Annotated in this window: 19 protein-coding genes and 2 tRNA genes; 8 read left to right on the forward strand and 13 right to left on the reverse strand. The window is 42.4% G+C overall.

Going from position 1 to position 18,790, the window contains the following annotated elements; all coding sequences use genetic code 11:
- Nucleotides 1-33: 33 nt before the first annotated feature.
- Complete coding sequence (locus tag ACERC6_RS01335; protein WP_373627452.1) at nucleotides 34-672, reverse strand: DUF2062 domain-containing protein; 639 nt, start codon at nucleotides 670-672, stop codon at nucleotides 34-36.
- A 333-nt stretch (nucleotides 673-1,005) separates the two neighbouring features.
- On the opposite strand from ACERC6_RS01335, the gene orn reads away from it, so the two are divergent.
- Nucleotides 1,006-1,596, forward strand: coding sequence for an oligoribonuclease (orn, locus tag ACERC6_RS01340; protein ID WP_373627453.1), 591 nt, complete (start codon nucleotides 1,006-1,008; stop codon nucleotides 1,594-1,596).
- A 140-nt stretch (nucleotides 1,597-1,736) separates the two neighbouring features.
- Here the strand turns inward: orn and ACERC6_RS01345 are convergent, their stop codons facing one another.
- The 5 genes from ACERC6_RS01345 to ACERC6_RS01365 form a co-directional block, all read right to left on the reverse strand.
- A complete protein-coding gene (locus ACERC6_RS01345) occupies nucleotides 1,737-2,069 on the reverse strand; it encodes a DUF3144 domain-containing protein (RefSeq protein WP_284674181.1) in 333 nt (110 codons plus the stop codon).
- A gap of 226 nt (nucleotides 2,070-2,295) precedes the next feature.
- Nucleotides 2,296-3,462 (reverse strand): methionine adenosyltransferase, encoded by a 1,167-nt coding sequence (gene metK / locus ACERC6_RS01350; RefSeq protein WP_284674182.1) that lies wholly within the window; start codon nucleotides 3,460-3,462, stop codon nucleotides 2,296-2,298.
- Nucleotides 3,463-3,710: 248 nt separating this feature from the next.
- Nucleotides 3,711-3,908 carry a hypothetical protein gene (locus tag ACERC6_RS01355; protein ID WP_284674183.1) on the reverse strand — a complete coding sequence of 66 codons (198 nt, stop codon included), beginning with the start codon at nucleotides 3,906-3,908 and terminating at the stop codon, nucleotides 3,711-3,713.
- 122 nt (nucleotides 3,909-4,030) lie between these two features.
- Nucleotides 4,031-5,614, reverse strand: coding sequence for a minor capsid protein (locus ACERC6_RS01360; protein WP_373627454.1), 1,584 nt, complete (start codon nucleotides 5,612-5,614; stop codon nucleotides 4,031-4,033).
- 176 nt (nucleotides 5,615-5,790) lie between these two features.
- Entirely contained in the window at nucleotides 5,791-6,951 is a 1,161-nt protein-coding gene (locus tag ACERC6_RS01365; protein ID WP_373627457.1) for an MFS transporter, read from the reverse strand.
- 352 nt (nucleotides 6,952-7,303) lie between these two features.
- Between ACERC6_RS01365 and ACERC6_RS01370 the strand changes: the two genes are divergently transcribed.
- The 7 genes from ACERC6_RS01370 to secB all read left to right on the forward strand — a co-directional run bounded on the left by ACERC6_RS01370 (nucleotide 7,304) and on the right by secB (nucleotide 11,484).
- Nucleotides 7,304-8,509, forward strand: a complete 1,206-nt coding sequence (locus tag ACERC6_RS01370) for an FAD-dependent monooxygenase (protein ID WP_373627600.1) — start codon at nucleotides 7,304-7,306, stop codon at nucleotides 8,507-8,509.
- A 79-nt stretch (nucleotides 8,510-8,588) separates the two neighbouring features.
- Nucleotides 8,589-8,679, forward strand: a tRNA-Ser gene (locus ACERC6_RS01375).
- A gap of 37 nt (nucleotides 8,680-8,716) precedes the next feature.
- A tRNA-Ser gene (locus tag ACERC6_RS01380) sits at nucleotides 8,717-8,807 on the forward strand.
- Nucleotides 8,808-8,943: 136 nt separating this feature from the next.
- The gene (rsgA, locus tag ACERC6_RS01385; protein WP_373627458.1) at nucleotides 8,944-10,005 is read left to right on the forward strand and encodes a ribosome small subunit-dependent GTPase A; all 1,062 of its coding nucleotides are present in this window, start codon (nucleotides 8,944-8,946) and stop codon (nucleotides 10,003-10,005) included.
- A 145-nt stretch (nucleotides 10,006-10,150) separates the two neighbouring features.
- A complete protein-coding gene (locus ACERC6_RS01390; RefSeq protein WP_373627459.1) occupies nucleotides 10,151-10,570 on the forward strand; it encodes a rhodanese-like domain-containing protein in 420 nt (139 codons plus the stop codon).
- 126 nt (nucleotides 10,571-10,696) lie between these two features.
- Nucleotides 10,697-10,957, forward strand: a complete 261-nt coding sequence (locus ACERC6_RS01395; protein ID WP_284674189.1) for a glutaredoxin domain-containing protein — start codon at nucleotides 10,697-10,699, stop codon at nucleotides 10,955-10,957.
- 89 nt (nucleotides 10,958-11,046) lie between these two features.
- A complete protein-coding gene (gene secB, locus ACERC6_RS01400) occupies nucleotides 11,047-11,484 on the forward strand; it encodes a protein-export chaperone SecB (RefSeq protein WP_284674190.1) in 438 nt (145 codons plus the stop codon).
- Nucleotides 11,485-11,630: 146 nt separating this feature from the next.
- Here secB and ACERC6_RS01405 read toward each other — a convergent pair whose 3' ends face one another.
- The 7 genes from ACERC6_RS01405 to ilvA form a co-directional block, all read right to left on the reverse strand.
- Nucleotides 11,631-12,362 (reverse strand): YdcF family protein, encoded by a 732-nt coding sequence (locus tag ACERC6_RS01405; RefSeq protein WP_373627461.1) that lies wholly within the window; start codon nucleotides 12,360-12,362, stop codon nucleotides 11,631-11,633.
- A complete protein-coding gene (gene murB / locus ACERC6_RS01410) occupies nucleotides 12,359-13,447 on the reverse strand; it encodes a UDP-N-acetylmuramate dehydrogenase (RefSeq protein ID WP_373627462.1) in 1,089 nt (362 codons plus the stop codon). The genes ACERC6_RS01405 and murB overlap by 4 nt, the downstream gene beginning before the upstream one ends.
- Entirely contained in the window at nucleotides 13,428-13,898 is a 471-nt protein-coding gene (locus ACERC6_RS01415) for a low molecular weight protein-tyrosine-phosphatase (RefSeq protein ID WP_284674193.1), read from the reverse strand. The genes murB and ACERC6_RS01415 overlap by 20 nt, the downstream gene beginning before the upstream one ends.
- A 300-nt stretch (nucleotides 13,899-14,198) precedes the next feature.
- Entirely contained in the window at nucleotides 14,199-14,624 is a 426-nt protein-coding gene (locus ACERC6_RS01420; protein WP_373627463.1) for an RNA-binding S4 domain-containing protein, read from the reverse strand.
- Between the two features lie 32 nt (nucleotides 14,625-14,656).
- Nucleotides 14,657-14,971, reverse strand: a complete 315-nt coding sequence (locus ACERC6_RS01425) for an ASCH domain-containing protein (protein ID WP_373627601.1) — start codon at nucleotides 14,969-14,971, stop codon at nucleotides 14,657-14,659.
- A gap of 163 nt (nucleotides 14,972-15,134) precedes the next feature.
- On the reverse strand, nucleotides 15,135-16,862 hold the full coding sequence (gene argS / locus ACERC6_RS01430; RefSeq protein ID WP_373627464.1) for an arginine--tRNA ligase: 1,728 nt from the start codon (nucleotides 16,860-16,862) through the stop codon (nucleotides 15,135-15,137).
- A gap of 283 nt (nucleotides 16,863-17,145) precedes the next feature.
- The gene (ilvA, locus tag ACERC6_RS01435) at nucleotides 17,146-18,687 is read right to left on the reverse strand and encodes a threonine ammonia-lyase, biosynthetic (protein WP_373627466.1); all 1,542 of its coding nucleotides are present in this window, start codon (nucleotides 18,685-18,687) and stop codon (nucleotides 17,146-17,148) included.
- Between the last annotated feature and the right edge of the window lie 103 nt (nucleotides 18,688-18,790).

An 18,790-nucleotide genomic window follows, 5' to 3' on the forward strand; every position in this document is an offset into this window, starting at 1 on the left:
TAAAGAGGCGTTTTTTGTTTTATTCGGTGGTGCTTAAATAGAAAAATCTTCAGGGTTGTTATCTGTTTGAGATTTGGCATCTCTGAGTTTATGACCTTTTTGGGTGCGAAATCTGGGGGCTTTGGTGTTGTAGCCTAAGCGTTTTTGCCAACTATTAACGATGTAGTACTGCCATAATACTCGAAATAACAGCCCTAGAACGGCACTGGTGATGATGCCACATACAACCAAACCCAATGTGAATGCTTTGAGTGAAAATAGGTGATTAGCAAAAGGGTTGACACCATTTCCTGTTACCCAAAGACTAAAGTCTGAGATGACAATCCCAATAGTGCGAATACCAATCATCGGTTCACCCAATAAGAACGCCCCTACACAATAAGATGCCCAAAATACAGGAATGGTGGTTAAAGGATTGGTAATCCAAGTTAGGGCAATTGCCATTGGTATGTTGGCTCGCAGTAACAATGCTCCGATGATAGCAAGGGGCATCTGACCTGGCAAGGGAAAAAATGCACACAGTACACCAATGTATACCGCTCGTGTCAATGCACCACGGCTCATGTGCCATAGGCGAGGGTCGGCGATGAATGGAGCAAACCACCCCATGATTCTACTTTCACTCAACTTTTCTGGCGTGGGTAGCCATTTTTGTAATTTTTTCTTGGGCATAACGACAATCTAAAAGTTAAGAACAGCCATTAATGACGGATGTTATCTAAAGAATATTATAACAAAAAAACTAAACGCAGAGATGGTCGGTATCCTTGTTAATTATTGTTTTTTGTATATGAGCTTTATATCAATATAAAAAACAAAGAAGTAAATTATCCAATTCTAGCATACCATGACACATAAAGACAAATAAATTGCAGTCTTTATGGTTTGAAAAAATACTTTAAAAATAACTACTTGATATCATAAAAGAGTTCTGCAAGCATGATCAAGGTGTGATAAAATGCCAATATTGATCAACAACCATCAAAATATAGAAGTGATACAACGATGAGTGATAAAATTCAGATTAACCATCCAAAACCTAGCAAAAAACCCACTAAAAAAGCCTTGATCTGGATTGACCTTGAGATGACGGGGTTGGATACTCAAAATGATGAGATTATTGAGATTGCCACCATTGTTACTGATGATCAACTTAATATTTTGGCAGAAGGTCCTGTGATTGCTATTAAGGTGTCAGATATTGTGCTAAACGGCATGGATGACTGGAATAAAAAGCAACACGGTCAATCAGGTTTGATTGACAGAGTGCGTCGTAGCACGATGACGCTAATGGATGCGGAAAATGCGACACTGGAGTTTCTCGCCAAGTGGTGCGATGAGGGTGTATCTCCAATGTGCGGCAACTCAATTTGCCAAGACAGACGCTTTTTGGCACGCCAAATGCCACGACTTGAACGGTATTTTCATTATCGCAATCTAGATGTATCAAGCATCAAAGAGCTATGCTATCGTTGGCGTCCTGATGTGGCAAGCGGATATCAAAAGGGTGGGGCTCATTTGGCATTAGATGATATTCGTGATTCTATTCGTGAGCTTCGTCATTACAAGGCGCATTTTTTTAAATTGCTGGATTGATGAGTGAAATTGTGTGGTTCAATCCATTTCCGCTTTAGCCACCGAATAAAAAACCGCCTTTTTTGATGATGGGCGGTTTTTTGCAAACAGGTTCTTAAATGCTTTTAACATTTAGTGTGTTTTAACAAAGATTTTAAGAATTATTTTTTAATATTGGTGTATTTTTCAAAGTTCTTGATGTAGTCGTCTAGGTTGTCAGACAGCATTTGTTGGTATTGGGCGGTGTAAAATTTGATGATGTCATCTTTTTCTTTTTCAAAATCACTTGCTTTAGTAAAGCCAATGGAAGCGACAGATGCACTATAACGAGCTGACGCATATAGTAAAGATGAGCCAACTTGACCTGCGTGTGATTGTGGAGATAGCTGACTGTTGGCAAGGTTGATAAACGCATCGGCACGCTCATAAAAAGCATTGACTTGAGCTTGAAACTCTTCAGGACTTAGGTTGGGCTTATTGGTTTGTTCGCTCATGAGATTTTCCTGTTGGGTTTATTGATTTAAAACGCTTGTTGGTTTGTTTGGTATCAAGACTGATAAGATTAAAATCATGTCATATCAAGAAGATAAAAACCAAAAGATGATGGAGTGTAAAAGTAATGCATTACGCTTGTGATATATTACGATGATTGCCAAAATTACAAGATTAGCTAATACTGAGCTAAAACATGATAACTTTGGCAATATTATCTGTATCTAACTATAGACCTGCATCTGCTCGTAGAGCTTCAGCACGATCGGTTTTTTCCCAAGTAAAGGCATTATCTGAGCCTGTACGCCCAAAATGCCCATAACTGGCGGTAATTTCGTACATTGGTTGCAATAAGTCTAGCATGCGTGTGATGCCATAAGGGCGTAGGTCAAAATGTACACGAATCAAGCGTTCTATTTCTTGGTCGCTGATTTTGCCAGTATTAAAGGTATTGACCGAGATAGAAGTTGGTTCTGCCACACCAATGGCATAAGATACCTGCACCTCGCAGCGGTCAGCCAGACCTGCAGCCACGATATTTTTGGCGACATAGCGACCTGCATAAGCAGCACTTCTATCTACCTTGCTTGGATCTTTACCAGAGAATGCACCACCGCCATGGCGTGCCATGCCACCATAAGTGTCCACGATAATCTTGCGACCTGTCAGGCCGGCATCACCCACAGGACCACCGATGACAAATTTGCCTGTTGGGTTGATGTGGTACAGTGTGTCTTTATGCAGTAGTTCGCTTGGAATAATAGGTTTAATGATTTCTTCCATCACAGCCTCTTTTAGGGCAGTGTGGCTGATGTCTGGATTGTGCTGAGTGGACAAAACCAGAGCATCTACAGCAATAGGTTTGTGATGGGCGTCATAACGCAAGGTAACTTGTGCTTTGGCATCTGGGCGAAGCCAACTTAGTGTACCATCTTTACGAAGTTGGGCTTGACGCTCCATCAAGCGATGGCTTAGTTGAATGGGTGCAGGCATCAGTACATCAGTCTCATTTGTGGCGTAGCCAAACATTAAGCCTTGATCGCCTGCCCCTTGGTCTTCTGGACGACTTCTATCCACGCCTTGGGCGATTTCTGGCGACTGTTTGCCAATCATGTTAATAACCGCACAGCTATTGCCATCAAAGCCCAAATCAGAATGATTATAGCCGATTTTATTGACGGTAGCACGCACAATACCTTCAACATCAATATCAGCATGCGTGCTGATCTCGCCTGCTAAAACAATTGCCCCTGTCTTAGTAAGGGTTTCGCAAGCGACACGAGCGTCTTTATCTTGGGTTAAAATGGCATCAAGTAGAGCGTCTGAGATTTGGTCTGCCATCTTATCTGGATGACCTTCAGAGACGGATTCTGAGGTAAATACTTGGTAGTTCATAGATAATCACTTATAAAAATAGATAAAAAATTATGCGAATTTTGGTGGCTTTTCTAGGCTTGACAAAATGGTCTGATGACCGAACGCACAAGGTGGACTGCGTTTGTGTTTATTGTGCAAATATCAATGTACACAATACAAATAAAATCACAAGGCATTTGGTGGAAAATTATAAGATATTTTTAATAAAATTACCAATGAATATTTTTTTATATTTGAGTGGGCTTAAAGGAAGGGTCTTGGTGGTTTTAGTTGAGTCTAAATTGATTGGGTTTTTTGAAAGTTGTAAAATTATTAAGCCTAAGGGTTTGGTTTGCCAGATTAATCTTGGTCTTCTTTTCAGCCAGCAGTGTTTCGTTGTGTTTGCGTAGGCGTTCTATTTCTGCTTGTGCCGCTTGAAACTGCTCGGCTGTGATTTGGGTTTCTTGATTGTTTTCGTCTGTCATGGGTTACTACCTATGTTATGCAATTACAAATTGCGGACAATAAAAAACCCTTGCAAATTGCAAGGGTTTTTGAGATTAAAGGTTAAAGTGCGAACTACATCGCCATCATTTGCTTGTAGGCGTTAATTTTGCTTTGACGCAAGGATTCTATCTCGGACTTCGTCAATGCTTTTACCTGAATTGATGATGAATTTAGCTTCCCACTCGGTGAGTTTTGAGAAGTCGTAGCCGAATGTTTGTTGCCAGAATGGTTCAAGTGTGCCATATTTTTCTCTCAAAGTGGTTAAAGTATCACTACCAAGTCGTAGTTGTGCTGAATATTGTTTTCCAGTTAAGGCATATACACCAATCACGGTTGCACCGCTTTGTTCAATATGTCCCTTAAATGAAGCAAGTGTGCCACCTTGTGTTTGAGTATCATCGACCATTATAACATAATTACCCTTTGGTATGCTACCGTCAAAAAATGGTGGATTCACCAATCTGTGCCAACCATCGCCCCCTGTGCGAGAGACTTTGACCGCTTGCACAACATTTAAATCCACTTGTCCACCAATCTTCTTTGCCAAAACCGTTGCTACAGCCACAGGTATCATATTTCGTCCTGTACTTTCTTCGGCGTGAACAGGGGCAAAAACAACTACTTTGTTGCCAATTAGGTCTTTTAATTTTTGAACTGCCTCATCACTGACCAAATCTTGTGCTAGCCTATAAGCACTAACCACATCGCCAGCTTTGGCTTGTTCATAAAGCAAATGACTGGTCGCATCGCCAAGTTTTCTATCAATAATGGTATTGGGCAAATCCCCCCAATCGGTGCGTGTCATAGACAATACTCTATCTTTTGTATTGTCTAATTTTAACACAGCACCAAACGCCTTTTCAAACGCCACAGGCTCAAGCTCTCTCATCTGCTCCAAAGTCAAAGGCGTAAAGTTTTTATCCAGTTGCAAGGATTTAAACTTTTCTATACTCATACCACCATCACGAAACAGCTTACCCCGTGTCTTACCAAGCACTTCATCTTGATAGTGAGCAGGTTGATTTTTTAGCCATTCATAGTAGGTCTGATTTTCTACCACGCCATGCTCGCTTGCACGCTGTTTTGGGGCGGTGTAGCCATCATAGATGATTTCAAAGCTACTTCTACAATTAAAGTGATAAGGCGGATAAGTGGCTTTATCTAAGGTCATTACCACACCATCCAAATGGCGACAAATAGGGCTGGTGCGTCTGTCTAAGGTTGCGATAACCTTAATGCCTTTGATGATGTCTTTGTTATCGTTGATAAAGGCTTGCTTTGCCTCACTTGCCATTATCGCCGTGCCTGTATGGGCAAGGGTTTTGGCGTGTCTTGTACTGATATTCAAAATACCATCTTGATAGCGATTGGCACGACTACCCCTTATCATCTGAATTAATTTGGCATTATCTAGGCTTTCGCTATGGGCTAGGCGTATGGCACGGATAATCCGCTCGCTTTCATTTTCGCCAAATGATTTAGTTAATTCATCTAGGCTGATGCCCACATTGGTAGTTAGATGTAGCGGCTTTTCAAAAACTTTATCAGCGTACGCCATTAGGCTTTTTGGGCTGTTTAACCGTTGTCTGGTTGCCTTGTAAGCCTCATCACTATGTACCTTGTAGCGATGAGAAAAAAGCGTACGCCAATTTGCTTTTAAGCCGTCCACATACGCCCCAAACAAGCCTTGTAGCTCTTTATCGGCATTTGTGGTTAATTGTTTGATTTCACGCTGATTTAGGCTTTTGACTTCATGGTTGAAGATTGTTTTGGAAATGGTTGGTTGATTGAATTTAGGGTTTTGCTGTGGTTATGATGGATGATTAACTGAATGATTGGTCATAAGACTGGTTTTTGATTTTATTTTTTCATGAGTGCTAAAGCCACTGATAAAGCAAGTATTTGCACGGCAATGATGAGCATAACTGTAAGCCACCATCGCCCATGTGCATAGGCAATGCCACACGCCCACGCACCACCGCCGCCGCCACCATAGTAGCCCATATAGTATAGTCCAGAGGCGAGTGAACGCCCTTTGGTAACTTGGCTACCGATATAGCTGATGGTGGCAGACTGGGTGATGAATACCCCTGACGACATGATGGTAAGTCCTATGATGATTGCAAGCAATGGCGTGCTTAGTGTGATAATCATGCCAATAATGGAGCAGAGCACCGCCCCTATGATGACCCAAATCATACCAAAGCGTGCAATCAGTCTGCTTGACATGGGTGTGATAATCATGCCAATAAGATATAGAGCGAAGAGATTGGCAAGATGTGAGGTGCTGAGCTGATAAGGTGCGTCCGATAAGTGCAGACCAATAAAAGTAAAACACCCCACAAGGGAGAATAGTACGCAACCACCCAAGAGACAAGCACTCATCAAGTGGCGGTTTTTGGTGTGGGAAAATAGCAATGACAGGGAGTTGGTAAAATTACCACTTTTAACAAAATGATGTGATTTTGGTAGTGTTTTAAGCACCCATATCGCCCCAATGAGTGTGCAGATTGCCATCACACCATAACCGTATCGCCAGCCGATCAGCTCGTGTAAATGCCCTGCAATAAAACGCCCACTAAATCCCCCAAGCACCGTACCTGTTACATACAAACTCATCATCTGAGTGACATGGTTGTTGTACTCTTCCCCTATATAGGCAATCAATACAACTGTAATCCCAGGTATCGTCAATCCTTGTAAGAACCGCCAAATTGACAGTTCATTGACCGACCCACTTGCACCAATCATGCCTGTGGGTATGGCAAGTAGCAGTAATGAACCGACAATAAACACCTTGCGACCGAAGGCATCTGATAGCATTCCCATAAAAGGCGAGATAAGGGCGATGGCAAGTACGGTTGCACCTACCGCCACACCAATGGCAACTTCTGAAGCATGAAAATCTGCCATCAAGGTCGGCAAAATCGCTTGCACCGAATACACTTGTAAAAAGGCAAAAAAACCAATCATGGCGATGGTAAATTTTGCAGTTAGGGTAGGTGTATTATTGGTGGTCATGGCGGTGGTGAAATAAGAAGCAGGGAGTTTATTGTAGCATGATTATTCCTTATTTGTCCGATGTCAAAGGCAGAAATTTTCAACATGATGATGGATAAAAAAACACCGTATACTAGGGGGATTTGTGGTACAATTTTAGCTAAGTTAACTGTTGGTTTATTTTTAATTTGTGCTTTACCCATGTGATGAGTTTGACCAATGTTAGCTTGTTTACTTTGATACCACCCAAAAGCGTTGCTATTGTAGGACCATGATGAATATAGCCATCCACCATACCCAGACCACGAGCGAACCAAACACTGTAGCACAGTTACCAGCCGACAACCATGTCATCATCATTGGTGGCGGTCAGATGGGGCTGTCTTTTGCATTGTTGTTGGCACATCATGGCATTTATAGTACGCTGATTGAGCAGGCGACTTATCCAGTCATCAGCCCTGATGACGATGTGGGTCGTACTCAATATCTAGACAGTCGCAATACGGCACTTTCACGGCGTACGGTGCAAATTTATACTGAGATTGGACTGTGGCAACAGATGCAAAGCCATGCTTGTCGTATTGATGGCGTGGAGATTAGTGAGTTGGGTAGTTTTGGGCAAGCCAGATTAGATAAGAAAGCAGAAGGTGTGGAGAGCTTTGGTCAAGTCATGGAAAATGCTTGGATGGGGCGGCAGCTACTACTGGCGGTGCAGGACAATGCATTCATCACATTGATTGATGGGGCAAGTGTGGTGGATATTCGTCAAGATGAACAGGTGGCGGCAGTTGAATTTAGCAAAGATGGGAAGAATTTGTGTCTTGATGCACCACTTGTAGTAGCTTGTGATGGCAGGGATTCGGTGTCTCGTCGCCTGCTGAATATTGATGTGGATACGCACGATTATCGGCAGGTGGGCATTGTGGGTGTGGTGCAGACGGATAAGCCACATCAGCATATTGGCATTGAGAAGTTCTCACCTGTTGGGCCTTTGGCGTTATTGCCTTTGACGGACGGTCGTGGTGATGGCAGTGATGGCACAACTCAGGGGTATCGCCGCTCGGTGGTGTTCATTTGCAAGACAGGTGAGGAGATTCGTTATCTGCAAGATGATGAGTATTTTAAGACAACATTACAACAGGTGTTTGGTGAGGATGCTGGGCGGTTTGTGGCGGTGGGTCGTCGTGGTGCTTATCCGCTTATGAAGGTGCTGGCTCATCGCCAAGTGGTGGGTCGTTGTGTGGTTATGGGCAATGCTGCTCACACTTTGCATCCTGTGGCAGGTCAGGGATTTAACCTGTGTTTAAGAGATGCTTACGCCTTAGCTGGTATGCTTGCTCATCAAAAAAAGCTCAATCCAAATTATGATTTGGGTAATTATGCCAATCTAAGAGCGTATGAAAAAGCACGGCAAACCGACCAAAAACGAGTGATTCATTTTTGTGATACGGTGGTGCATGGCTTTAGTAATAGCAATCCTGTGATGAAATTCGCTCGTAATGTTGGGCTGATTGCTTTTGACAAGATTCCAGGTGTCAAACCATTAGTGGCAAGTTATGCCATGGGGCTAAAATCCTAACCATCTGATTAGAAAAATTTTTCTAAAAACCAAAAAAATACTTGCAATCTAACAAAAAATCGTTATAATACACGCCTACGGAAGCTTGGCAGAGCGGTTGAATGCACCGGTCTTGAAAACCGGCGTGGGTTTGTAGCCCACCGAGAGTTCGAATCTCTCAGCTTCCGCCATTATTCTTATTCCATCTTTGATGGATTTACCGCTTTAGGAAGCTTGGCAGAGCGGTTGAATGCACCGGTCTTGAAAACCGGCGTGGGTTTGTAGCCCACCGAGAGTTCGAATCTCTCAGCTTCCGCCATTATTAAACCACCCAAAACAAAAGGGTGGTTTTTTTATTATTCCATCGTCAGAACCTAAAAACTGTAAAATATTTGTCCAAAAGCCAAATTTACGATAGAATAAAAACTCTCATCCGTCCTTATTGATCATTGCCCATGTCTTTAATCCGTCGCCGTAAACTAACCAAAAACCAAACCCGCCAAATCCAAAAAAACCAAGATAAAATCATCGATGATGGCACGCTTGTTGGCGGAGTGATTGTTTCACATTTTGGAAGGCAGCTTGATGTACAGATTACCGAATTACCCCAGATTATTGAAGAGGGTGTAAGCCTTGCTGTTGGTGATATCTGGCGATGTCATGCTCGCACCAACTTACCAATGATGGCATCAGGCGATGGTGTAAAATTTAGCATTGATACAACGGCAAACTTAGGGCGGATTGAGGTGCTGTCTAATAGACGCACGCTGATTGCTAGACCTGACCGCTATAACAAGGTTAAGCCCATTGCTGCTAATGTAGATACCTTGGCAATCGTTTTTTCGTCGCTACCCAAGCCTGCAACCAATCTGATAGACCGTTATTTATTGATTGCCAGATTAAGTGGTGTGCAACCTTTATTGGTGCTCAATAAGGCGGATTTGTTGGCGGATTTTGCTGATGTTGAGAAGATTTATGAAGAATATCAACTACTTGGCAGTAAATACGGTTTTGAGATTATTAAGACTTCAAGTGTTACTTTGGGTGGATTAAGTGAGTTAAATGCTTACCTACAAGGTAAATTAACCATTTTTGCAGGTCAGTCAGGTGTGGGAAAATCTAGTCTCATCAATCAGTTATTGCCCAATGCCAATCAGTCTACCAACATCATCTCTGTGGGTTCTCAGTTAGGACAGCACACCACTACCACCAGTCGTTTACTGGCTTTTGATGATAGCGAGCTATCAAAGGGCGGTATCATTGACACACCCGGCATTCGTGAATACGGTATTTGGCATTTATCGGACAATGACATCATGGTGGGGTTTGATGAGCTTTATGAACGGCGAGGTCAGTGCCAATTTCGAGATTGTAATCATGTTCAAAATGCCAAAGGTTGTGCGTTTTGGCAGGCGGTATTGGCAGGCGAGATACTTGAACGCCGTGTTGAGAGTTTTAATGAATTGGTAAAAGAAGCAAAAATGAATGCGTCATCTGCCAGAAATCAATTCAAATAACTTGATAATAAAAAGTGGGGTGCTGAACTAAGCATGGCACTGGCTGTGCTAAAAGCCATATAGACATAAAGCACTTAAAAGTAAGTGCAATTTAATGTGGTTATCGGTATAATAAGACTTTTGATTCATTAAATTTGGAGTAACTGTGGAGCGTTGGCTGGCTTTTATGGGTAATCACCCAGTATTATTCGGTATTTTGGCGGTACTGATTGTGGCATTTTTTATGGTGGAAGGCAAGCGTAATGGCAAGAAGGTCTCTCCTAATGAGCTTGGGCTACTGGTTAATAACCAAAACGCACGCATCATTGATATTCGCCCTGCCAATAAGTTTGCGGTATCGCACATCGCAGGCAGTCGCAACATTCCTTTTACTGAGCTAAAAAATCACCTTGATGAACTAAAAGCCATCAATGAGCCTGTGGTCATCGTCTGTGATTTGGGTATGCAATCAGGGGCTGCGGTCAGCTTAGTAGGGAAACCAAACTTCATGCGTCTAGCAGGCGGTATTCAGGGTTATCAGGTGGCAGGGTTGCCTTTATCAATGGCGAATAAAACCAAAAAATAAGAGAGTTAATGGGTGATTCAATCAATAGTTGCTTGAAAAATCAACGACCATCCCAATATAACTTTTATCTATTTAAGCGGGATTGCCTAAATAGATTGAATTTTTTATCAATACAAGGTTGGTATTATGACCCAAGTAACCCTATACATTAAAGAAGAATGCCCTTATTGTCGTGCCGCTGTACAATTATTGGCAAACAAAGGGGTGTTATATAACGCTATTAGTGTCTATGACATGACCGCTGATGAGAAAGAAGCACTGGCTGTAAAGACCAATCGTTATCGCACTGTGCCACAGATTTTTATTGGTGAGACATTCATCGGTGGCTTTGATCAACTAAACAAGCTAAACCAAAGTGGCGAGCTTGATGCCATGTTGGCAGAGTAGTAATATCTCGATGGCGAGTTGATGACTTTTTAGTCTTTTAGTAACCCACTTATCATCTATATTTTGTAATTCTGTAAAAGGAAAATATCATGACAGAACAAACCCAACCACAACTTGGTCTTGAGCGTATCTATATCAAAGACCTATCTTTTGAAGTGCCAACAGCTGAAGTATTTACCAAAGAGTGGCAACCAGAGCTTGATATCAGTCTTGCTACTGCATCGATAGACTTAGATGAAGACCATAAAGAAGTCGTACTTACTGTTAATGTTACTGTAAAAAATGGCGGTTCAACAGCGTATATCGCCGAAGTGCAACAAGCAGGCATTTTCTTATTAAAAAATATTCCAGAAGGGGATTTGGAACACTTGCAACAAGCATACTGCCCAAATATCCTATTCCCATATGCTCGTGAAGCGATTAGCGATTTGGTGTCTCGTGGCAGTTTCCCACAGTTGCTCCTTGCCCCAGTCAACTTTGACCAAGCCTACCTACAAGCCCAAGCAGAAGCAAAGGATAATGCCTAAGCTAGGTATCTAGAACGGGTTTTAAAAATAAGCAGTCTTATGATTGCTTATTTTTTTATTTAGTGTTTGAAGATGGGCCTATCTTGGGTAAAAGACTTTGTATCTGAGTAATTAATCAAATAATTAAAATGCCCATGTAGAGAGTACTAAGAGAAGATTTTTGCCTTGCGTCTAGGGGTGCTGATTTCTTCTAGAGTGATTTGATTAAAACTTCGGCAGTTTGGCTGTGGGCGAAAAATATCACGGGTTAAGGCGGCGATTTCATAGATGGCACGGCGAGAATGTATTAGATTGTTATCAATATTTGTCCAGCTAAGTGGCACAGCAAGCGGTGCAACAGCAGGGGTGGTTGAAATATTCATGCGGGCAAACTGGCGGCGAGCCCGAGCCATGTGGTAGCGGTCGGTGATGAGATGTACATGAGCAGGAAGTTCGTGATAAGAGAGTAGTTTGGCAGTAAAGACGGCATTTTCACAGGTGTTCATGCTGGCATTGTCACTGATGATGATGGGTCTTGGTTTGGCACTAGAGAGTGATAGCTTAAGATAATCTTGTAGCCATGGTGACTCAACACCACTTGTAATGATGGGTAAGTGGGTTTGCTGATAAGTGGTGGCGGTAGTATCAGCACGGCTTTGGCTATAATGGTTTAAGATGATGTGATTATTTTTTTTGGTGAGACCACCACCAAGCACTACCAAAGCCGATGATGCTTGGTGGTCGTCAGACAGCGTAATGGTACTAAAAGCATTAAGAAAAAGCACGCTTAGATTGGCAAAAATTGGCGTAAATGGTGAGATAATAGCAAAGATAACCACCAGTGCCACAATAATGAATGTTCGCCAAATGATTTTTAGTGTTTTTTGCCGTACTGTCATGGAGAGCTTTGACCGTCGGTGGTTATCCATACAGGTTCACGCACAAGTTGAATGCCAAATTTTTGTAAAATGGTGTCAATGATCAAAGATTGTGTCGCCTTGATATCATCTTGACTGGCAGTGTACGGAGTATGATTGGTTAGTACTAGTGCTTGTTTTTCGTGAGTGAGTATTGGAAAAATCCCCTTGCCTTTAAGTCCTGCTTGGTCAATGAGCCAACCTGCAGGGATTTTTATGTTGCCATCATCAATGGGGTAGCTTGGCAGGGTGGGATACTGTGCTTGCAATGTCTTAAAATCACTCATGGCGATGATGGGATTTTGAAAAAAAGAACCGCAGTTTGCTAATATGTTGGGGTCGGGTAATTTATCAGAACGAATCTGCACAACAGCATCAAAGACATTTTTGGGGCTTGGGGTGTCTTTGTACTGAGCTTTGGCAAACTTATGCGATATGACAGCTAGGTCGCCATAGTTGGTGAGTACTTTATCGTTACTTGTATGCAGTTTGAACACAACATGACTAATCAGGTAGCGATTGGGGCTGTCCTTAAAAACACTGTGCCGATACTCAAACTGACAAGCAGTGTTGTCAAATTCAAGTTGCTCACCTGTCGTTAAATCAAAAGCGATAACGTTGATAATAAAATCAGAAACCTGTACGCCATATGCTCCAATATTTTGCACAGGGCACGCCCCCACAAGACCTGGTATGAGTGCCAAGTTTTCAAGTCCATACCAACCTTGATGTAAGCAGTGCTGAATAAAGTGATGCCAATTTTCCCCGCCTGCCACCTTGATATTGACGCCATCGTCATCATACGCAATCACCTCAATGCCTTGGTATCTAGGTAGTAAGACTAGACAGTCCAACCGGCTTGGTAGTAGCACATTACTACCCCCAGACAGCACAAAAATGGCTAGGTCTTGTTGTTTGGCGAAGTTGATGGCATGGGTAATGTCATCTTTTAATGTGTTGGCATCATCTAAAATCATCGCATGACTGGCGATACAGGATAATGCCATGGTGTTATTTTTGGTGAGATTGTACTGCTTGATGATTTTATCATGCGTTGTTTCGGTCATGATTTACCTCTTGTTGCCAGCGGTCTAACCAACGATGGCTGACTTGTTCAATATGCTTGAACATACTTTTAAAATCACTCATGTCGCCATAGTAAGGGTCGGCAACTGCTACATCATCAAACATGGTTACTTGTGCGGTCGCATCGGATGGCATGATTTTTTGCAGGTCTTTTAGATTGTTATGATCCATCGCAAAAATTATATCAAAATCGTAAAAATCATGTTGCTGAACCTGTCTGGCTCTTAGAGTGGATAGGTCATAACCTTGTTGGTTGCCCGTAGTGATGGCTCGTTCATCAGGCGGGCTGCCGATATGATAACTGGCAACACCTGCTGAATCAAAGCGTATATCAAGCCCTTGTTTTTTGGCGTGCTTAGCCATGACGGCTTCAGCAGTAGGACTGCGACAGATATTACCAAGACAGACAAATAAAATAGATGTTGGATACATAGATATTTTTGCTCAAAAAACCTGCAAAGCAGTATCTAAATTAAGTAGTGGATAATAAAAGTGGCACAAAACCATTAAATGTTCATTTTAACACAAAAAACCCAATCATACAGGTGCTATTGTCGGTATTGAGTGATATGAACCGCTAAATTGCCTAAATATTTTTATGTTTATAAAGTAAAAGATAATCTTGAGTGATTGGCTGTGTCAATCATCCATCTTTTACGCTAACCTAATTTTTGGAATTATATGGCTAGGTAAAAGTATGCTAGTAGGATACACGCATGCTAATTTTATGGCTTACCAACCACTCTTAAAGCGTGCTAAATCTCTGCGTTGTTTCTTGTCAGGCTTGGTGTCGGGGCGAGCAAGGTTTTGTAGTTTTCTTTGCTCGGCAAAAAACTCTCTTGTTGCTATGCTTTCTTGTGTCTCTTCGTACAGCGTGGCGGCCATGGTGGCATTACCACGATTTTCTGATAATGCCTTAATGACTACAATTTTTTCTTCTAACCGAGTGGCATGTCCTTGCCTGATGGCTAAGGTATCGCCCACTTGGAGTTCACGGCTTACTTTAATTTTTTGTCCATTCATGTGTACTTTGCCAGATTCGATGGCTTCTTTGGCAAGAGTGCGGGTCTTAAAAAACCGAGCCGCCCACAGCCATTTATCGGCACGGACTTTGTGTGGGGTGTTTTGGTCGGTGTTTGGGTTTGGTGTTTTTGTCATGGGTTATTATCTTTGATTGACTTGCGATATGGTCATAGGATTTTGATGACTTTAAATATTTCAAACAGTAGCCACATTTTATCATCAAACACCTCAAACTGTTCAAAAAATTGCTGATGAGTATCTTGCCAGTAGGCTAATGACAAATCACCTTCACCCTCTTTTTGTGCCAATTTTTCATCCACATCACAAAAGCGAATGATGAATTGGGCGGTGTTTTGAATAACACAGCGTGGGAGTCCATCCCCATCTGTAATAACCTGTAGACTGCCAACGGGACAAACAGGATTGTCTAAATGCCATTGTAAGGCGGTGCAAGTGGCGGTTTTTGTACCGCTTATTACCAGTTAGCATAACTCATCTGCCATTTGTGGACTGTTGCCAAATGACCAGTGGGGCAGGGAGGAGATATCTAGACAGTCTGCTTGAGTGCTATTTAGTTTGTCAAACATGATTTACTCTTATTTTAAAAAATTACCATTAAGGGTTTCTTAATGGTAATTGATGAGTTTACATTTTCTCAACGGTCTTAATGCCTAATAAATCCAATCCTAATTTTAGGGTGTCAGCGGTGAGTTTAGCAAGCAAAAGACGGCTGGTTTTGATGGGTTCATCGGCAGATAAAATCGGACAATGCTCATAAAATGATGAGAAAATCCCTGCCAGTTCATACAGATAAAGTGCTAGAACATTAGGTGTGCCGTCTTTAGCAAGCGTGCGTAACGCATCTTCAAATTGCAGTAGCTTAAGGGTAAGCGTCCGTTCGTGTTCATCATTAACTAAAATATCGCCTGTCAACTCATCAGGATTGAGTTCTGCTTTAGAAAAAATCGACCGTACACGAGTGTAGGCATACTGCATATAAGGGGCGGTATTACCTTCAAATGATAGCATATTATCCCAGTCAAACACATAGTCAGTGTTGCGGTTTTTGGATAGGTCAGCGTATTTGACCGCACCGATTGCAACCGCCTTAATAAGAGTCTGTTTTTCGCTTTCGCTCAGTTTGGTTTGGCGTTCACTCATCAATGTTGTGGCTCGCTCAATGGCTTCATCAAGTAGGTCGGCAAGTTTTACTGTGCCACCTGTGCGAGTCTTAAAGGGTTTGCCATCTTTACCTAGCATCATACCAAAGGTAAAATGATTCATCTTAAAATCATCAGGAACAAATCCGCCAAGTCTAGTGATTGCCCACGCCTGCTTCATGTGTTGGGCTTGGCGTGCATCAGTAAAGATGATGACTTCATCAGCTCCTAGTGTCTTGTAACGATAATGAGCGGCAGCGATGTCGGTGGTGGTATATAAGAAACCGCCATCATTTTTTTGGACAATCACCCCCAAAGGATTGCCTTCTTTATTTTTGTATTCGTCCATATAGACGACTGTCGCCCCATCATCTTTGGTGGCAATGCCTTTTTCAATTAGGCTATCAACCACGCCTTGTAGCATTGGGTTGTATAGACTCTCGCCCATAATGTCTTTTTTGGTTAAAGTAACATTGAGTCTGTCATAGGTGGCTTGACACTGATTCATGGTAACATCTACCAGTTGCTGCCAGAGTTTTAGGCTGTTTTCATCACCGCTTTGGAGCTTGACGACATTTTGGCGAGCGGTAGTGGCGAAGTCTTCATCGCTATCAAACTTAGCTTTGGCGGAGCGATAAAATTCTTCAATATCGGACAATGCCATCTCGTCAGTGTCGCCAGTTTGTACAAGCTTAAGGTAGGCAATCAGCATGCCAAACTGTGTACCCCAGTCGCCAATGTGGTTGGCACGAATGACGGTATTGCCTAAAAATTCTAAGGTACGCACCATGCTATCGCCAATAATGGTGGAACGCAAATGTCCAACATGCATTTCTTTGGCGACATTGGGAGCAGAATAATCCACGACAATTTTTTTACCGCCTGTGGTATCAATGCCAAGCGTAGGGCTGTTTAGGGCGACTTGAGCAGATTTTTCAAGAAAGTCATTGGCAAGAAAAATATTGACAAAGCCTGGATCTGCAATTTCGGTTTTAGCGATAAGCTCATTGGCAGGTAGATTGTCTAGCACGCTTTGGGCAAGTTCTCTTGGGTTTTTGCCTAGTTTTTTGGCAACTCCCATCATGCCGTTGGCTTGGTAGTCGCCAAATTCTTTTTTGCTTGATGGCTTAATGACGGGGTCGGCACCCATGTCTGCCCCTGCACTGGTCATGGCGGTGGTAAATAGGTCGTGTAGCTTAGATTGAATGTTCATGATGACTCTTATGGTTTATCAAAGTGAATAAAATCAATAATAATGAAAAATAGGAATAAACAGATAATAATACCAAAAAACAACCAATTTTTGGAAAAAATTTATCACATAAATATTGATGCGGTCATGATGGTGTTAGATGATTTTGATTTGTCTTAAAGCTGTTGTTGTATCGGTTTTGAAGGGGGTTGGCTGATTTTTGGGTGTGATGATTATTGAGTATCATGATTAAAAGTCTCTTGCAAAAAAAGACGAGTTTTAATAAAGCTCGTCTTTTTGTTGGCTACTTTAAAAACACTCCGTAGCCAATATTGTTCGTTAAATCCTCACATTCATAGCCAATCTCGGTCAAAGCATCTACAATGTGTCGCAATGAGTTTTTACTGGCCTGTAAGCCAACCAGTACTCGACCTTCAGCAGCACCGTGATTGCGGTAGTGAAATAGCGTAATGTTAAAATCTTGCCCTAGCTTTTCAAGGAAATTTAATAATGCCCCAGGGCGTTCAGGGAACATGATGCGAAATAGGCGTTCATCGGTCAGTCGTCCATGCCCACCAATCAGATAGCGGATATGTGTTTTGGCAACTTCATCATCGGTTAGGTCATAAGCTTCATAATTGTCTTTATCAAAAATCCGCATTAAAGTGGTTCGTTCAGCTTGCCCTTCTTTTAAGCCAATACCGACAAAGACTTGGGCGACTGCTGGGTTGGTGGCATCTAGCCGATAGTTAAACTCGGTGATGTTTCGCCCCTCTAGAACACGGCAAAAATCCAAAAATGCCCCTGTCTGTTCTGGTAATCGCACCGCAAAAATTGCCTCTTTGTTCTCACCAATCTCGGTGCGTTCGGCAATATAACGCAAGCGATCAAAATTCATGTTCGCCCCTGATATGATTGCTACGCAGTTTTTGCCTGCTAGGTTATGCTCTTTGGCATATTTTTTAAGACCTGCCAGTGCTAATGCCCCAGACGGTTCAACGATATGGCGATTTTCCTCAAATATGTCTTTGATGGAGGCACAAATTTCGTCATTATTACAGGTTATCACATCATCAACAACCTTGCCTTGACCATTTGATTTGGTCAAATTGACGACATCAAAAGGAATCTGACCGATTTGGGCGACCGCCACACCATCGGCAAATAAGCTAACCTGTGGCAGTCGAGTTCGCTCGCCATCGGCTAAGGCGACTTTTAGGCAAGCAGAGCCTTCAGATTCTACTGCAATGACTTTGACATGAGGGGCAACCTCGCCTAAAAATGCTGCTACGCCTGCAACAAGCCCACCACCACCGACAGGCACGAAGACATACTCCATCTCTCTCCAGTCTTGCGATAGCTCTAATGCTACCGTGCCTTGACCTGCAATCACAAGCTCATCATCATAAGGGGCGATGTAGGTCATGCCATCGGTATTTGCCTTATCCATAGCAAATCGGTTGGCTTCATCAAAGCTATCGCCATGCAGATAGACATTGCCTCCAAAAGCCTTGACCGCCTGCACCTTGATATCAGGGGTGGTTTTTGGCATGACAATTAGGTTGTTAAGTTTTAAGCGATTTGCTGAATAAGCAACCCCTTGAGCGTGATTGCCAGCAGAGGCACAAATAATCCCCTTTACCTTTTGTTCGTCTGATAGCTGACTGATTCGGTTGTACGCCCCACGCAGTTTAAAGCTAAATACAGGTTGCAAATCCTCTCGTTTTAGGCGAATGTTATTACCAAAGCGAGTGGATAACTTTTCTGCTTTTTCAAGCGGTGTACGAACGGCAACATCATAGACGGTGGCTGTGATGATGGCACGGACATAGTCGGATAGGGTCATAAGGTTTCCTTAGTATCTTATTTTACAAATTTTGGTTAGCGATTTGGCTTGTTGGGTTTTTGTGATGAACTTGCTTGTTTTGACTGATTGGGTTTAAACATGG

It is taken from the genome of Moraxella sp. E33BD, from assembly GCF_041807865.1.
GTDB classification, from domain to species: Bacteria; Pseudomonadota; Gammaproteobacteria; order Pseudomonadales; family Moraxellaceae; genus Moraxella; species Moraxella haemolytica.

Coding starts and splice junctions, on each gene's coding strand:
- ACERC6_RS01335 (WP_373627452.1), bottom strand. CDS start 672: ATGCCCAAGAAAAAATTACAAAAATGGCTACCCACGCCAGAAAAGTTG.
- orn (WP_373627453.1), top strand. CDS start 1,006: ATGAGTGATAAAATTCAGATTAACCATCCAAAACCTAGCAAAAAACCC.
- ACERC6_RS01345 (WP_284674181.1), bottom strand. CDS start 2,069: ATGAGCGAACAAACCAATAAGCCCAACCTAAGTCCTGAAGAGTTTCAA.
- metK (WP_284674182.1), bottom strand. CDS start 3,462: ATGAACTACCAAGTATTTACCTCAGAATCCGTCTCTGAAGGTCATCCA.
- ACERC6_RS01355 (WP_284674183.1), bottom strand. CDS start 3,908: ATGACAGACGAAAACAATCAAGAAACCCAAATCACAGCCGAGCAGTTT.
- ACERC6_RS01365 (WP_373627457.1), bottom strand. CDS start 6,951: ATGACCACCAATAATACACCTACCCTAACTGCAAAATTTACCATCGCC.
- ACERC6_RS01370 (WP_373627600.1), top strand. CDS start 7,304: ATGGGGCTGTCTTTTGCATTGTTGTTGGCACATCATGGCATTTATAGT.
- rsgA (WP_373627458.1), top strand. CDS start 8,944: ATGTCTTTAATCCGTCGCCGTAAACTAACCAAAAACCAAACCCGCCAA.
- ACERC6_RS01395 (WP_284674189.1), top strand. CDS start 10,697: ATGACCCAAGTAACCCTATACATTAAAGAAGAATGCCCTTATTGTCGT.
- secB (WP_284674190.1), top strand. CDS start 11,047: ATGACAGAACAAACCCAACCACAACTTGGTCTTGAGCGTATCTATATC.
- ACERC6_RS01405 (WP_373627461.1), bottom strand. CDS start 12,362: ATGACAGTACGGCAAAAAACACTAAAAATCATTTGGCGAACATTCATT.
- murB (WP_373627462.1), bottom strand. CDS start 13,447: ATGACCGAAACAACGCATGATAAAATCATCAAGCAGTACAATCTCACC.
- ACERC6_RS01415 (WP_284674193.1), bottom strand. CDS start 13,898: ATGTATCCAACATCTATTTTATTTGTCTGTCTTGGTAATATCTGTCGC.
- ACERC6_RS01420 (WP_373627463.1), bottom strand. CDS start 14,624: ATGACAAAAACACCAAACCCAAACACCGACCAAAACACCCCACACAAA.
- argS (WP_373627464.1), bottom strand. CDS start 16,862: ATGAACATTCAATCTAAGCTACACGACCTATTTACCACCGCCATGACC.
- ilvA (WP_373627466.1), bottom strand. CDS start 18,687: ATGACCCTATCCGACTATGTCCGTGCCATCATCACAGCCACCGTCTAT.